14 protein-coding genes are annotated in these 13,250 nt (G+C 63.5%); 10 read left to right on the plus strand and 4 right to left on the minus strand.

Annotated features, from left to right (window positions below; all coding sequences use genetic code 11):
* Positions 1-5: 5 nt before the first annotated feature.
* On the plus strand, positions 6-974 hold the full coding sequence (gene araH, locus MOQ67_RS13425) for an L-arabinose ABC transporter permease AraH (protein ID WP_046489319.1): 969 nt from the start codon (positions 6-8) through the stop codon (positions 972-974).
* Between the two features lie 15 nt (positions 975-989).
* Here araH and MOQ67_RS13430 read toward each other — a convergent pair whose 3' ends face one another.
* Positions 990-1,778 (minus strand): AraC family transcriptional regulator, encoded by a 789-nt coding sequence (locus tag MOQ67_RS13430; protein ID WP_104903438.1) that lies wholly within the window; start codon positions 1,776-1,778, stop codon positions 990-992.
* Positions 1,779-1,863: 85 nt separating this feature from the next.
* Between MOQ67_RS13430 and MOQ67_RS13435 the strand changes: the two genes are divergently transcribed.
* The 7 genes from MOQ67_RS13435 to MOQ67_RS13465 all read left to right on the plus strand — a co-directional run bounded on the left by MOQ67_RS13435 (position 1,864) and on the right by MOQ67_RS13465 (position 8,657).
* Positions 1,864-2,862, plus strand: a complete 999-nt coding sequence (locus MOQ67_RS13435) for a bile acid:sodium symporter family protein (RefSeq protein ID WP_046488538.1) — start codon at positions 1,864-1,866, stop codon at positions 2,860-2,862.
* A 95-nt stretch (positions 2,863-2,957) separates the two neighbouring features.
* Entirely contained in the window at positions 2,958-3,320 is a 363-nt protein-coding gene (locus MOQ67_RS13440) for a hypothetical protein (RefSeq protein WP_102618585.1), read from the plus strand.
* Between the two features lie 123 nt (positions 3,321-3,443).
* The gene (locus MOQ67_RS13445; RefSeq protein ID WP_046488537.1) at positions 3,444-4,628 is read left to right on the plus strand and encodes a sugar transporter; all 1,185 of its coding nucleotides are present in this window, start codon (positions 3,444-3,446) and stop codon (positions 4,626-4,628) included.
* A 121-nt stretch (positions 4,629-4,749) separates the two neighbouring features.
* The gene (aqpZ, locus tag MOQ67_RS13450; RefSeq protein WP_046383876.1) at positions 4,750-5,454 is read left to right on the plus strand and encodes an aquaporin Z; all 705 of its coding nucleotides are present in this window, start codon (positions 4,750-4,752) and stop codon (positions 5,452-5,454) included.
* 377 nt (positions 5,455-5,831) lie between these two features.
* Complete coding sequence (locus tag MOQ67_RS13455; RefSeq protein ID WP_169885458.1) at positions 5,832-6,899, plus strand: ABC transporter substrate-binding protein; 1,068 nt, start codon at positions 5,832-5,834, stop codon at positions 6,897-6,899.
* Complete coding sequence (locus MOQ67_RS13460) at positions 6,886-7,875, plus strand: ABC transporter permease (protein WP_198718411.1); 990 nt, start codon at positions 6,886-6,888, stop codon at positions 7,873-7,875. Before MOQ67_RS13455 ends, MOQ67_RS13460 begins: the two co-directional genes overlap by 14 nt.
* Positions 7,869-8,657, plus strand: coding sequence for an ABC transporter ATP-binding protein (locus MOQ67_RS13465; RefSeq protein ID WP_198718412.1), 789 nt, complete (start codon positions 7,869-7,871; stop codon positions 8,655-8,657). Before MOQ67_RS13460 ends, MOQ67_RS13465 begins: the two co-directional genes overlap by 7 nt.
* Before the next feature lie 433 nt (positions 8,658-9,090).
* Here MOQ67_RS13465 and MOQ67_RS13470 read toward each other — a convergent pair whose 3' ends face one another.
* Positions 9,091-9,633 carry an acyl-CoA thioesterase gene (locus tag MOQ67_RS13470; RefSeq protein ID WP_079443558.1) on the minus strand — a complete coding sequence of 181 codons (543 nt, stop codon included), beginning with the start codon at positions 9,631-9,633 and terminating at the stop codon, positions 9,091-9,093.
* A 107-nt stretch (positions 9,634-9,740) separates the two neighbouring features.
* Here MOQ67_RS13470 and MOQ67_RS13475 point away from each other — a divergent pair, with 107 nt between their 5' ends.
* The gene (locus MOQ67_RS13475; protein WP_046488531.1) at positions 9,741-10,700 is read left to right on the plus strand and encodes a GlxA family transcriptional regulator; all 960 of its coding nucleotides are present in this window, start codon (positions 9,741-9,743) and stop codon (positions 10,698-10,700) included.
* Between the two features lie 60 nt (positions 10,701-10,760).
* On the opposite strand, the gene MOQ67_RS13480 is transcribed toward MOQ67_RS13475, so the two are convergent.
* Together MOQ67_RS13480 and MOQ67_RS13485 are read right to left on the minus strand one after the other, a co-directional pair.
* Positions 10,761-11,225, minus strand: coding sequence for a hypothetical protein (locus MOQ67_RS13480; RefSeq protein ID WP_169866090.1), 465 nt, complete (start codon positions 11,223-11,225; stop codon positions 10,761-10,763).
* Positions 11,226-11,369: 144 nt separating this feature from the next.
* Complete coding sequence (locus MOQ67_RS13485; RefSeq protein ID WP_198718413.1) at positions 11,370-12,092, minus strand: pirin family protein; 723 nt, start codon at positions 12,090-12,092, stop codon at positions 11,370-11,372.
* Positions 12,093-12,272: 180 nt separating this feature from the next.
* Here MOQ67_RS13485 and MOQ67_RS13490 point away from each other — a divergent pair, with 180 nt between their 5' ends.
* A complete protein-coding gene (locus tag MOQ67_RS13490; protein ID WP_046383867.1) occupies positions 12,273-13,223 on the plus strand; it encodes a GlxA family transcriptional regulator in 951 nt (316 codons plus the stop codon).
* Positions 13,224-13,250: the final 27 nt, after the last annotated feature.

Consider the following 13,250-nt stretch of genomic DNA (forward strand, 5'->3'; position numbering starts at 1 on the left):
CGACTATGACGACCCAACACAACGCGTTGCCGACGGCACGCAAACCTGTGGACCTGCGCGCGCTGCTCGACAACTGGGCGATGCTGCTCGCGGCGCTGGCGATTTTCCTGCTGTGTGCCTTGCTGATCGACAACTTCCTCTCGCCGCTGAACATGCGCGGGCTGGGCCTGGCGATTTCCACCGTGGGCATCGCCGCCTGCACCATGCTGTTCTGCCTGGCGTCGGGGCACTTCGACTTGTCGGTCGGTTCGGTGATCGCCTGCGCCGGGGTGGTGGCCGCGATTGTGATGCGCGACACCGACAGCGTCATGCTGGGCATCGGCGCGGCGCTGCTGATGGGCCTGATTGTCGGGCTGATCAACGGCATCGTCATCGCCAAGCTGCGGGTCAATGCGCTGATCACCACCTTGGCGACCATGCAGATCGTGCGCGGCCTGGCCTATATCTTTGCCGACGGCAAGGCGGTAGGAGTGTCCCAGGATCAGTTCTTCGTGTTCGGCAACGGCCAGTTATTGGGCGTGCCGGTGCCGATCCTGATCACCATCGTCTGCTTTGTGTTCTTCGGCTGGCTGCTCAACTACACCACCTACGGGCGCAACACCATGGCCATCGGCGGCAACCCGGAAGCGGCGCTGTTGGCCGGGGTCAACGTGGACCGCACGAAGATCCTGATCTTTGCCGTGCATGGCCTGATCGGCGCATTGGCCGGGGTGATCCTCGCGTCACGCATGACCTCGGGCCAGCCGATGATCGGCCAGGGCTTCGAGCTGACGGTGATTTCCGCTTGCGTGCTGGGCGGGGTGTCGCTCAGCGGCGGCATCGGCATGATCCGCCATGTGATCGCCGGGGTGCTGATCCTGGCGATCATCGAGAACGCAATGAACCTGAAGAACATCGACACCTTCTACCAGTACGTGATCCGCGGCTCGATCCTGCTGCTGGCGGTGGTGATCGACCGCATGAAGCAACGCTGAGCTCCTTCCTTTGCATTAGCGGAAGAACTCGCCGGGAGTGGCGTCGAATTGCTGGCGAAACGCGTTGATAAACGCCGACGTGGATTCATACCCGCACGCCAACGCCACATCCGTCACCCGCTCGCCTTGCTCCAGGGCGGGCAGGGCGCCGAGCAGGCGCAAGCGCTGGCGCCAGGCGCGGAAGGTCAGCCCGGTGTCACGCAAAAACAGGCGGCTGAGGGTCTTCTCGCTGACCGCCAGCTTGCGGCTCCAATCCTCCAGCGTGGTGGGTTGCTCCGGGTGCAGCTCCAAACTGCGATAGATCTGCCGCAAGCGCGGGTCGAGGGGCAACGGCAGCATCAAATCCACCTGGGGCGCCGCCGCCAGTTGGTCCAGCACCACCTGGGCCAGCCTGCCGTCCGGGCCCTCTTCGGCATATTCCACCGGCAGTTCGCTGAAGCGGCGGATCAACTCGCGCAACAAACTGCTCACCTCCAACACCTGGCAACGTTCGTCCGCCCAGGCGGTGACGCTGCAATCCAGGTACAGGCTGCGCATCTCCGTGTGCGGCGAGCTGTAGACCCGGTGCGGCATGCCCGCCGGAATCCACACCGCGCGCTGCGGCGGCGCGACGAAGCGGCCGACGCTGGTCTGGATCTCCAGCACCCCGGAAATCGCGTAGGACAACTGCACCCACGGATGGCTGTGCCGACGGGTCAAGGCGCGGTTGGGCAAGGATTCGGTGCGTCCGTACACCGGGCGTGGCAGGCTGGAAAGCCCGGGCACGCTGCGGCGGACGGTCTTGTCATGTCCTTTAGGCGGCATTTACTGGCTCATTGGCGTTAGTCGGTAATAAAGCGTTACGTTAGAGTCGCGATGACGTTCTTGGCAACCCCGGAAGATCCTGCTTATGACTCGCCCGCGTTTTCTGCCCGACAATTTCACCCTGACCCTGATTGCCACCGTGCTCCTCGCGTCCTTGCTGCCCGCCAGCGGCCAGACCGCCGTGGCTTTCGGCTGGGTGACCAACCTGGCCATCGCGCTGTTGTTTTTCCTGCACGGCGCCAAGCTGTCACGCCAGGCCATCGTCGCCGGGGCCGGGCACTGGCGCCTGCACCTGCTGGTGTTCAGCCTGACCTTTGTGCTGTTCCCCTTGCTGGGCCTGGCGCTCAAACCGCTGTTGTCGCCGCTGATCGGCAAAGACCTGTACATGGGCATGCTCTATCTGTGCGCGTTGCCGGCCACGGTGCAGTCGGCGATTGCCTTTACGTCCCTGGCGCGCGGCAATATCCCGGCGGCGATCTGCAGCGCGGCGGCGTCGAGCCTGTTCGGGATCTTCCTCACGCCGCTGCTGGTGACGCTGTTGCTGAATGTCCACGGCGAGAGCGGTTCGACCGTCGACGCCATCCTGAAAATCAGCGTGCAACTGCTGTTGCCGTTCATCGCCGGGCAGATCGCCCGCCGCTGGATCGGCGAGTGGGTCGGCCGCAACAAGGCCTGGCTGAAGTTCGTCGACCAGGGCTCGATCCTGTTGGTGGTCTACGGCGCGTTCAGCGAAGCGGTCATCCAAGGCATCTGGCAGCAGATTCCGCTGTGGGAGCTGGGCGGCCTGGTGGTGGCCTGCTGCGTGTTGCTCGCCCTGGTATTGCTGGCGTCCACGCTGCTGGGCAAAGCTTTCGGCTTTAATCAGGAGGACCGCATCACCATCCTGTTCTGCGGTTCGAAGAAAAGCCTGGCGACCGGAGTGCCGATGGCCCAGGTGCTGTTCGCCGGGGCGACCATGGGTGTGTTGATCCTGCCGTTGATGCTGTTTCACCAGATCCAGTTGATGGTGTGTGCGGCCTTGGCGCAACGTTATGCGCAGCGCCCGGAAAGCATTCCGGAACTGATGGGGCAGGTGGATCCGTGATCGGTCTATCAGACATTTCTTAAAGCGACGAAAGGCCTAAAGCCTGCGTCAAAACGGACGACTCACTTCTTGTCAACCCAAGAAGGAGCGTCGACATGAACGTTATACGTTTGTCACTGGTTACAGGCTTCCTCGCTGTATGGACGGGGACGTGCATGGCGGCGCCGCAGGGTGGCGTCGTCCGATTCTACGGCAGTATCGTCGAGCCGGGCTGCACCACGGCGGCGGCGAGCGGCTCGATAATGGACTTGAAAGGCTGCCCGCAGGCCAGTCGCGGCAACCAGCTCGCGGTGCAGCCGGTCCGCAGCGTCAAGGCGGTGGGCGCACCCAACGCCCATGTGCGGTTGATGGCCGACACCCCCAACGGACGTTATTACGACCAGCGGTATGTCCTGGTGGACGCCTTCGATAAGCCCATTCAGACGGGTAGCTACTTGATCACCCTGACCTCGCCCTGATCGATCCGCAGGCGATTTGCTCCGGATGAGCGTCAACAGCCGCCCGAGAAACCTATAGAATGCTCGGCGGCGGCGCTTGTCCTGGGTGGCCGTTTGATCATCGTCAGAGTGCCGCGCCCTTCAATGAGCCTTTCAACCGCAACGCCCCGTGCCAACTGGCAACCGGTCATCGCCCTCGCGCTGGCCGCCTTTGTGTTCAATACCACCGAATTTGTGCCCGTCGGCCTGCTCAGCGCTATCGGCGCCAGCTTCGACATGCCCATTGCCAGCGTCGGCCTGATGCTCACCATCTATGCCTGGATCGTGTCGCTGACCTCGCTGCCGGTGATGCTGCTGACGCGCAACATCGAACGGCGCAAGCTGCTGATCGTGTTGTTCGGCCTGTTCATCGCCAGTCATATCCTCTCCAGCGTCGCCACCAGCTTCGGCCTGCTGATGGTCAGCCGGATCGGCATCGCCTTGTCCCATGCGCTGTTCTGGTCGATTACCGCGTCCCTTGCGGTACGCCTGGCGCCGGCCGGCAAACAGGTGCAAGCCCTCGGCCTGTTGGCCACCGGCACGTCGCTGGCGATGGTGTTGGGCATTCCCCTGGGCCGCCTGCTGGGCGAAGCGATGGGCTGGCGCACCACGTTCCTGGTGATTGCGGCCTTCGCCGCCGGCCTGGTGTTCTGGCTGGCGCGCACCTTGCCGCTGTTGCCAAGCCAGAACTCGGGCTCCCTGCGCAGCCTGCCGCTGCTGTTCAAGCGCCCGGCGCTGGTGGCGCTGTACGTGCTCACCGCCATGGTGGTCACCGCGCAATTCACCGCCTACAGCTATATCGAACCGTTTGTCGAACGTGTCGCTGGCCTGAGCGGTAACGTCGTGACCCTGTTCCTGCTGGTGTTCGGCGGCGCGGGCATCATCGGCTCGCTGTTGTTCAGCCTGGTACACCGCTTCAACCCGCATCTGTTCGTGGTCGGCGCGGTGTTCCTGCTGGGCGCGTGCCTGGCACTGATGCTGCCGTTGAGCGGGGCCGAATCCTACCTCGTCGGCCTGAGCGTGTTCTGGGGCATGGCGATCATGGGCTTCGGCCTGGCCATGCAGTCCAAGGTCCTGGTCCTCGCCCCGGACGCCACCGACGTGGCCATGGCCATGTTCTCCGGCATCTACAACATCGGCATCGGCGGCGGCGCGTTGCTGGGCAGTTGGGTCGGCAGCCACTTCGGCTTCGCCTGGATCGGCGCGGCGGGCGGGTTGTTGGCGGCGCTGGCGTTGATCGGTTATTGCCTGGCGATCCGACGGTTCGGCCAGGGTGTCGCGCGCGACTGAAATCAGACAAGTCTTACAGGGCAATTTGATGCCTGTTGCTACCGTCTCCCAGGACCTCCCACATCCTGTGGTGACGGCGATCACCACGCCCTTCGATCAGGGCCGTGGTGTTTGAAAAGCAATGGAGTCGATTGTGCAAAAGCGTTTGACCGCAGAGTTTGCAGGTACCTTCTGGTTGACGTTCGGCGGGTGTGGCAGTGCCATCCTGGCGGCGGCATTCCCGACGCTGGGGATCGGGTTTCTGGGGGTGTCCCTGGCGTTCGGGCTCACCGTGCTGACCATGGCCTACGCGGTGGGCGGTGTCTCAGGCGGGCATTTCAACCCGGCGGTGACCATCGGCCTATGGGCCGGGCGCCGCGTTCCCGGTGCCGATGTGCTGCCTTACATCGCCGCCCAGGTCGCAGGAGCGATTGTCGCCTCTGCCGCCCTGTACGTGATTGCCAACGGGCAGTCGGGTTTTGAGCCGGGTGGTTTTGCCGCCAACGGCTATGGCCCGCTGAGCCCCGGCCAGTTCGACATGAAGGCGGCGTTGCTGGCCGAACTGATCGCTACGTTCTTCTTTGTCCTGATCATCATGCGCGTGACCGCACCGGGCGCGGTTGCCGGCTTTGCGCCGATTGCCATCGGCCTGGCGCTGACCTTGATTCACCTGATCCTGATCCCCGTGACCAACACCTCGGTCAACCCGGCGCGCAGCACTGGGCCGGCGTTGTTCGCCGGGGTCGAGTACCTCGCGCAACTCTGGGCGTTCTGGCTGGCGCCGATTGCCGGCGGGGTGTTGGGGGCGTTGGCGGCGCGCGGGTGGGAGGCGCGCAGCCCGGCTTGAATCGAAAAAGGGGGGAATCAAGCGCATTCCCCCTGCATCACTTCCAGGTCTGCACGTCCTGTGCATCCACCGCCTTGAAGAACGCATCCGCGATCTTCTGCTGCTCAGCCAACTGATCGATCGTCCCCGGTTACAGGTGCGGTTTCACCCATTTCCCGGCCTGTACCCACTGCGCGTACACCCCCGATAAATACTGTTCCGATCTGAGCTTAGGGCGCTTTTTGTGCGTTTCGAGGCATCGGGCATAACCATAGAATTATATGGTTCTTTCATAATTGTCGCTGATTAATATAATCAAATTGTAGTTTTGTCGCAGGTGCCCTGCATGACGCAAGGCGCGCAATCTACCTAGCGAACACAATCATGGGAGTTTTTGCATGGCCGCTTTCGATCCTTTAACCCGCCGCCGCCTCCTGGGCATGGCCGGTATTACCCTGGCCAGCCCCTTGCTGCTGTCGCTGCCCCGCCTGGGCTTCGCCGCCGACGAGCACGCCGCGCACCACACGCCCCAGGAGCCCGCCGGCACCGGTGAGTTCATCCGCCTGGATGCGCCTCGCGCGCTGAAACTGGCGGTCAACCTGAATGCCGTGTGCCTGGCCCCGGTGGTGATCGCCCACGGTCAAGGTTTCTTCAAACAGCACAACCTGGATGTGGAACTGGTCAACTTCGGCAATTCCACCGAGGTGCTGCTGGAAGCCATCGCCACCGGCAAGGCCGATGCCGGTGTGGGCATGGCGCTGCGTTGGCTCAAGGCCCTGGAGCAGGGCTTCGACGTCAAGCTGACCGCCGGCACTCATGGCGGCTGCCTGCGTTTGCTCAGTGCGGCGAACGGCGGCGTAAGCACACTCGAAGCCCTCAAGGGCAAGACGATCGGCGTGACGGACATGGCCAGCCCGGACCGCAATTTCTTCTCGATCCTGCTCAAGAAGCACGGCATCGACCCGGTGCGCGACGTCGAATGGCGCCTGTACCCGGCCGACCTGCTCGGCACCGCCCTGGAGCGCGGCGAGGTGCAGGCGGTCAGCGGCAGCGACCCGTTCATGTATCGCCTGATCAAATCCGGCGTGGCGCGGGAACTGTCCACCAACCTGGTGGAGGCCTACGCCAACCTCAGCTGCTGCGTGGTCGGTGTCACCGGCAAGCTGGTGCGCGAAGACAAGCGCGTGGTCGCGGCGCTGACCCAGGCGATCCTCGAAGCCCATGACTATTCCGTGCAACACCCCGAGGTCGTCGCCAAGGGTTTCCAGGCCTATGCGTTGAACACCTCCACCGAAGAAGTCCAGGCGATTCTCCACGACCACACCCACGGCCACCATGCGGTCGGCGCCGCGCTGACCGCGGAAATCACCACCTACGTCACCGACCTGAAAACCGTGGAAGTGATCAGCCAGGGCACCGACCCGCTGGCGTTCGCCCAGGAGATCACCGCCGATGTCTTCAGTTGACGCGACCACCCTCAACCCACCCGTGGCGTTCAAGGTCTGGTGGCCGGGCCTGGCGGTGGTCGGCGCCTGGTTGGCCGTGGCGCTGCTGATCAGCTACTGGCCCAATGCGACGCGCGACTGGCCGATGACCCAAGGCTTGGCCCATCTCTGCGTGGGCGTGGCGGCGGTGTTCGGGGTGTCGAGTGTGGCCGGGCGCCGGTTCGCCAGGCTCGGCCTGCGCCTGCGCGGAGCCGCGTCATGGCTGATCGCTTTACCGCTGCTGTTGGGCATTTGGGAGCTGCTCACGGCGAAACTCGCGCTGCTGCCGGTGCCGTTCTTCGCGCCGCCCCAGGCCCTGCTCGCGGTGTATGTCGAAGACTACGCGCGCCTGGCCGACAGCCTGCTGCATTCGGCGTTGCTGCTCGGTGCGGGCGTGGCGTTGGGCGCGGCAACCGGGTTTATCGCCGGCGTGGCCATCGGTTGGTCGACGCGTATCGGCTATTGGCTGCATCCGGTGCTGCGCATCCTCGGCCCGGTGCCGTCGACGGCGCTGTTGCCGTTGTGCTTTTTCCTGTTCCCCAGCAGTTGGAGCGCCAGCGTCTTCCTGATCGCCCTGGCCACTTGGTTTCCGGTCACGGTGCTGACCTGGTCCGGCGTGGCCAGTGTCGATAAAGCCTATTACGACGTGGCGCGCACCCTTGGTGCAAAACAGCCTTTCCTGATCTTCAAGGTGGCGATTCCCGCCGCCTTGCCCCATGTGTTCGTCGGCCTGTTCATGGGCCTCGGCGCCTCGTTTTCGACTCTGGTGGTGGCGGAAATGATGGGCGTGAAATCCGGCATCGGCTGGTACCTGCAATGGGCCCAGGGGTGGGCGGCCTACGCGAATATGTATGCAGCGTTGTTAATCATGGCGCTGGCCTGCTCGGGGTTGATCAGCGGCTTGTTCCGGCTGCGCGACCACTTGCTGGCCTGGCAGAAAGGAGCGATGAAATGGTAGCCCTGGCAACCGCAGTAGAAGCCGCGGTGGGATTGACGCTGCGCATCGAAAACCTGAGCCACGGGTTTGCCTTGGACGGTGAGCATCTGCCGGTGTTGCAGCGGGTTTCGCTGGACGTGGCAGCGGGGGAGTTCGTTGCCTTGCTCGGGCCTTCGGGGTGCGGCAAGTCCACCTTGCTGCGTCTGGTCGCTGGGCTGGAACCGGCGGATTCCGGGCGCTTGCTCGCCGATGGTGAGCCGATCAGCGGCCCGGACCCGAGCCGCGTGGTGGTGTTCCAGGACCCGACCTTGTATCCGTGGCGCCGCGTGTGGGACAACGTCGCCCTCGGCCTCGAAGCCCAGGGCCTGCTCAAGACCCATGCCGCCAAAGTCGATGAAGCCTTGGAAAAAGTCGGCCTCAGCCAATTCGCCCGCGCCTTCCCTCGGCAACTGTCCGGCGGCATGGCGCAGCGGGTTGCGCTGGCCCGTGCGCTGGTGAACCAGCCGCGCCTGCTGATCCTCGACGAGCCCTTGGGCAAACTCGATTCCCTGACCCGCATCACCATGCAAAAGGAACTGATCGACCTGTGGCAACGCCAGGGCTACACGGCGTTGCTGGTGACCCACGATGTGGAAGAAGCCTTGCTCCTGGCCAACCGCGTGATCGTGTTCAGCGACCGCCCGGCGACCCTGCAGGCGCAATTGACCGTCGAGCGGCCATACCCCCGGCACCGCGACGATCCTTATCTGGTGGACCTGCGCCGGCAGATACTTGGCTTGCTGGGGTTGGGGGAGAGCTGGTAGGTATGACTTGATCAGTCTGAGCAGCGCCTGGCGACTCAATCTATAAAGCTGTCGATGACTAGGGCCGGTATCTGCATTGGGACGAGTTTCGTCGATATCCAGCGCCGGGTCTCAAGAAAGAGGCCGCATGGGCAGCTATCAAGATGTCCCGGGCTTGCGCGAGTAAGACCCTGGAGCTTCGCAGCGAGTGCGGCAGTGCGTTTTTTTTGTGCATCACTGACTTTTGTGAGGCGGTTGTTCACGGCGTCGAGTCGTTGACGTCCAGCTTGGGCGGGGCAGTGGCGTCTTCTCCCCAATACCGCGATAACACTCGGTATCTGGTGGACTCCTATATCCAGCGCGCAGTTGGAAGGCGCCGCGACGACTCGTAAAATCGCCAAGGACATGTTGGCCAAGGCGCGCATGCCTCAAGACGATGATGAGCGGATGATCCTCAATCCTGTTCCTCACCTCGCAACTGCACGCTCATCGCCTCGCAACTCTGCGCCCAGTCGCTCAGCCACTGCGGCAGGGGCGGCGATGTTTCGGCCAGCCCCAGCTCCCGCAGGAAATCCGCCGGGGGCAGGGTGCCCTTGGCTGAGCGGAACAGCCCGCGCATCACCACCACGCCGACCACCCGACCCTTGCTGACGAAACGGTGCTCCATCAGGCTCCACTTGTGGTCCCAGCCGAGTATGCGGGTGTGTACCTCGAACACTTCGAACACCTTGAGTTCGCGGCGGAACTTGCCCCAGGTATCGCCCACGATCGGCAGCGCCTTGTTGCGCAGGGCCACGCGAAAAGCGCCAGTGCGCAAGACAAAATCCATCCGTGCAACGTCCGCCAGGGTGAAGTAGCGGCCATTGGTGACATGCCGGTTGAGATCCAGGTCCAGCGGCCATACCCGCATGCGTACCACGGTGGTGGCCAGGCCATGGGCAGGCTTGCGCCAGGGGCGACGGCAGAGCATGTAGAGCAATCGAAACCAGAGATTCATAAAGACGCCACAGAGTTGAACAGTGGCAGCACTGTAAGGGCGCCAAATCGGCTAAGGTAGGTGCGCAAATGACTTATTTAATGCGAAAAGCGCAAAAAGGTCCGTGAATGCACATTACCTTGCTCCTGGCCGATCACTGCTCCGCCGCCAGCGCCACCCTGGCCCTGGAAATGCTCAGCGCCGCCAACCTGTTTGCCGACCATCCGCCCTTCGAGATCGTGGTTGCGTCCCTCGACGGCCAGGCCGTGAATGCCTGGGGCGGGCAGCGTCTGCAAGTGGCCTGTTCGACCGCGCAGATCGCACAGACCGACCTGGTGTTGATCCCCGGCTTTCTCTTCACCTTGAAAGAGGCTTTGCCGACGTTTGCCGCCTTCGGCCCCTGGCTGCGCGAACAGCATGGGCGCGGCGCCGTGCTGGCGTCGATGTGTACCGCCGCCTTTCTGTTGGCTGAAACTGGTGTACTGCAAGGCTTGCGCGCCACCACCCACTGGGCGTTTGCCGAGCTTTTCCGGCGACGCTACGCAGACGTAAGCCTCGATGACGCGCAGATGCTCTGCGAAGAAAACCGCGTGATCACCTGTGGTGGCGCCAGTGCGGCAATGGACTTGATGCTCCACCTGATCCGCCGCTTCGGCTCGCCGGAACTGGCTCACACCTGTGGCAAATACCTGCTGATCGACACGGTGCGGACGGTGCAGTCGGTGTACGCGATGTGGTCGTTGCCCAAGAGCCACGGCGACGCGCAGATACTGCGCGTGCAGCATTGGCTGGAGCAGCACTGCGCCGAGGCGCTGGTGATTGACGAGGTGGCCCGGCACTTTGGTTTTGGGGTGCGCAATTTCAAGCGACGTTTCAAGGAAGCCACCGGCTATACGCCGATCGCTTATGTGCAGACCCTGCGCCTGGAGCGCGCCAAGCAGATGCTGGAGTCGACGCGCATGACCCTCGAAAGCATCACCTATGCGGTGGGCTACGAAGACAGCAACTCGTTCCGGCGCCTGTTCCAGCAGCGGGTGGGGATGCTGCCGGCAGCGTATCGCAAGCGATTTCAGGCCAGTACCCGATAAGCAGGCGAAAAAAAACCGGCTGATCAGGCCGGTTTGGGGTGCCGCGCACACAGCGCGGGGTCAAGCGTTGTTGCCCTGCAGGCGATCAGCACCGCCTTCAGCCAGGCCACGTTCCTGCAGACGATCCGCACCGCCTTCAGCCAGGCCGCGTTCCTGCAGACGATCCGCACCGCCTTCAGCCAGGCCACGTTCCTGCAGACGATCTGCACCGCCTTCGGCCAGGCCACGTTCCTGCAGACGATCCGCACCGCCTTCAGCCAGACCACGTTCCTGCAGACGATCTGCACCGCCTTCGGCCAGACCACGTTCTTGCAAGCGATCCGCACCGCCTTCAGCGACGCGACGTTCCAGCAGGCGTTCAGCACCGCCTTCGGCGACACGGTTGCCTTGCAGACGCTCGGCACCGCCTTCGGCGACGCGGTTTTCGTTGAGGCGATCAGCGCCGCCTTCAGCGACGACTGGGTGGGCAAAAGCGTTTGCAGCAAGTACCGAGAAAGCGAGGCTAAGCAAGAGTTGGCGTTTCATGAGAGTGTGCTCCGAGTGTTTGATTAGGGTGTTGCCTGGTGTGGGTTTGATGTTACGCGTTGGCATTTTTAAGAGAACTTCATTGGGCTGATGTTGACTATCGACGCCAGCGATAGCCCGCGTCGGCGGGCTATCGTGCAGCCGTCATGGCATCTGCGGCAGTTCCAGAGGGCGCAGGTCAAATACCAGCACCTCGGCATCGTCACCGTGGCTCAGGCGGATCTGGCGCTCATCGCGCACGCGGGCCCCGTCGCCTTCCTGTAGGCGTTGGCCGTTGATCTCGATGCTGCCGCGGGCCACATGGATGTACACGTGGCGGTCCGGCGCCAGGTCCAGGCTTGCGCTTTCGTCAGCGTTGAACAGCCCGGCATAGACCCGTGCATCCTGGCGCACGTGAAGGGAGCCTTCGGCGCCATCCGGCGAGATGATCAACTGCAAGCGTCCACGTTTCTGCGCTGCGCTGAAGTGCTCCTGCTGATAGCGTGGCTCGGCGCCGGAGACATTCGGCACGATCCAGATCTGCAGGAAATGCACGCCACGGCTCTGGCTATGGTTGAACTCGCTGTGGGCCACGCCGCTGCCGGCGCTCATCAGTTGCACATCGCCGGGGCGGATCACCGAGCCGGTGCCCAGGGTGTCCTTGTGTTCCAGGGCGCCTTCGAGCACATAGGAGAAAATCTCCATGTCGCGGTGCGGGTGCTGGCCGAAGCCACGGCCTGCGGCGACGCGGTCATCGTTGATCACCAGCAGGTCGGAAAAACCCTGTTCGGCGGGGTTCCAGTAGTTGGCGAACGAGAAGGTATGGAACGACTTCAACCAACCGTGATTGGCGGCGCCGCGGTCGGAGGCTTTGCGAAGGGTCAGCATGGTGGTGTCCTCAAGTCAGAGCGGGCTGCGAAATGCAGGGCGCTTGCGTTGAGAAGAAGGTTACTGGTTACTGGAATATTCATTAAGAAGCTGATATCTGAATAACTGTCGCATTGAGGTTGACAGTTGCGGACGTGGCATAATACCCGCTGCCTTCCTTCCTGATGGACGTCTCCCTCTATGAACACCGTGGCCATGGCGCTGTTTCCGGACTTCCTCCTGCTCGACATGGCTGGGCCGCTTGAAGTGTTTTCGATTGCCAACCGCTACCTGCCAGCGGCGCAGCACTATCGGATCCTGATCGTCGGCACCGAGCCCGGCCCGCTGCGTGCGTCCAATGGCGTGGTCGTGCAGCCCGACCTGCTGCTGGCCCAGGCGCACGAGGCCTATGACCTGCTGCTGGTGCCCGGTGGTCCCGGTGCCTATAACGAATGCCACCCCGACCTGTTGCCCTGGCTCCAGGCCGCGGCTCCACGCGCGCGGCGCTTCGGCTCGATCTGCACCGGTGCCTTTGTGCTGGGGTATGCCGGGTTGCTCGACGGCCACCGCGTGACCACCCACTGGCATTACACCGAGCGGCTGATCAAGGCCTTCCCCCAGGCCGTTGTCGAAACCGACCGCATCTACCTGCAGGACGGCCGCCTGATCACGTCCGGCGGGGTGACGGCGGGTATCGACCTGGCGCTGTCGGTTGTCGCCCAGGACCACGGCAAGCAGGTCGCGGTGGACGTGGCCAAAGTGCTGCTGGTGGTGATGAAGCGCCAGGGCGGGCAGGCCCAGTTCAGCCCGATGACCGCCGCCGTGGCGCCCCAGGAAACCGCGATCACGCGGGTGCAGAGCCATGTGCTGGCGCATCTGGACCAGCCGTTCACCATCGAATCCATGGCGGCACTCGCCGGCATGAGTGCGCGGCACTTTGCGCGGTTGTTCGCCAAAGAGGTGCAGATGACGCCGATGGCCTTCCTGCAGGGCGCGCGCATCGACCGCGCCCGGCACCTGCTGGAAACCACCGACCTGCCGCTCAAAACCGTGGCCTTTCACGCAGGCTTCGGCAGCGTGCGGCATATGCGCTTTCTGTTCAGTGAAAAACTCGGCCTCAACCCCACCCAATACCGACAGCAGTTCAGTTAACGACAGGATGTCCGTCTCGCGCACCCG

Source organism: Pseudomonas sp. LY-1, from assembly GCF_053502595.1.

Bases quoted from the DNA above. Each gene is read 5' to 3' on its own strand.
- MOQ67_RS13475 (WP_046488531.1), top strand. From the start codon at position 9,741: ATGCACATTACCTTGCTCCTGGCCGATCACTGCTCCGCCGCCAGCGCC.
- aqpZ (WP_046383876.1), top strand. From the start codon at position 4,750: ATGGAGTCGATTGTGCAAAAGCGTTTGACCGCAGAGTTTGCAGGTACC.
- MOQ67_RS13445 (WP_046488537.1), top strand. From the start codon at position 3,444: ATGAGCCTTTCAACCGCAACGCCCCGTGCCAACTGGCAACCGGTCATC.
- MOQ67_RS13465 (WP_198718412.1), top strand. From the start codon at position 7,869: ATGGTAGCCCTGGCAACCGCAGTAGAAGCCGCGGTGGGATTGACGCTG.
- MOQ67_RS13435 (WP_046488538.1), top strand. From the start codon at position 1,864: ATGACTCGCCCGCGTTTTCTGCCCGACAATTTCACCCTGACCCTGATT.
- MOQ67_RS13490 (WP_046383867.1), top strand. From the start codon at position 12,273: ATGAACACCGTGGCCATGGCGCTGTTTCCGGACTTCCTCCTGCTCGAC.
- MOQ67_RS13455 (WP_169885458.1), top strand. From the start codon at position 5,832: ATGGCCGCTTTCGATCCTTTAACCCGCCGCCGCCTCCTGGGCATGGCC.
- MOQ67_RS13440 (WP_102618585.1), top strand. From the start codon at position 2,958: ATGAACGTTATACGTTTGTCACTGGTTACAGGCTTCCTCGCTGTATGG.
- MOQ67_RS13485 (WP_198718413.1), bottom strand. From the start codon at position 12,092: ATGCTGACCCTTCGCAAAGCCTCCGACCGCGGCGCCGCCAATCACGGT.
- MOQ67_RS13480 (WP_169866090.1), bottom strand. From the start codon at position 11,225: ATGAAACGCCAACTCTTGCTTAGCCTCGCTTTCTCGGTACTTGCTGCA.
- MOQ67_RS13460 (WP_198718411.1), top strand. From the start codon at position 6,886: ATGTCTTCAGTTGACGCGACCACCCTCAACCCACCCGTGGCGTTCAAG.
- MOQ67_RS13430 (WP_104903438.1), bottom strand. From the start codon at position 1,778: ATGCCGCCTAAAGGACATGACAAGACCGTCCGCCGCAGCGTGCCCGGG.
- araH (WP_046489319.1), top strand. From the start codon at position 6: ATGACGACCCAACACAACGCGTTGCCGACGGCACGCAAACCTGTGGAC.
- MOQ67_RS13470 (WP_079443558.1), bottom strand. From the start codon at position 9,633: ATGAATCTCTGGTTTCGATTGCTCTACATGCTCTGCCGTCGCCCCTGG.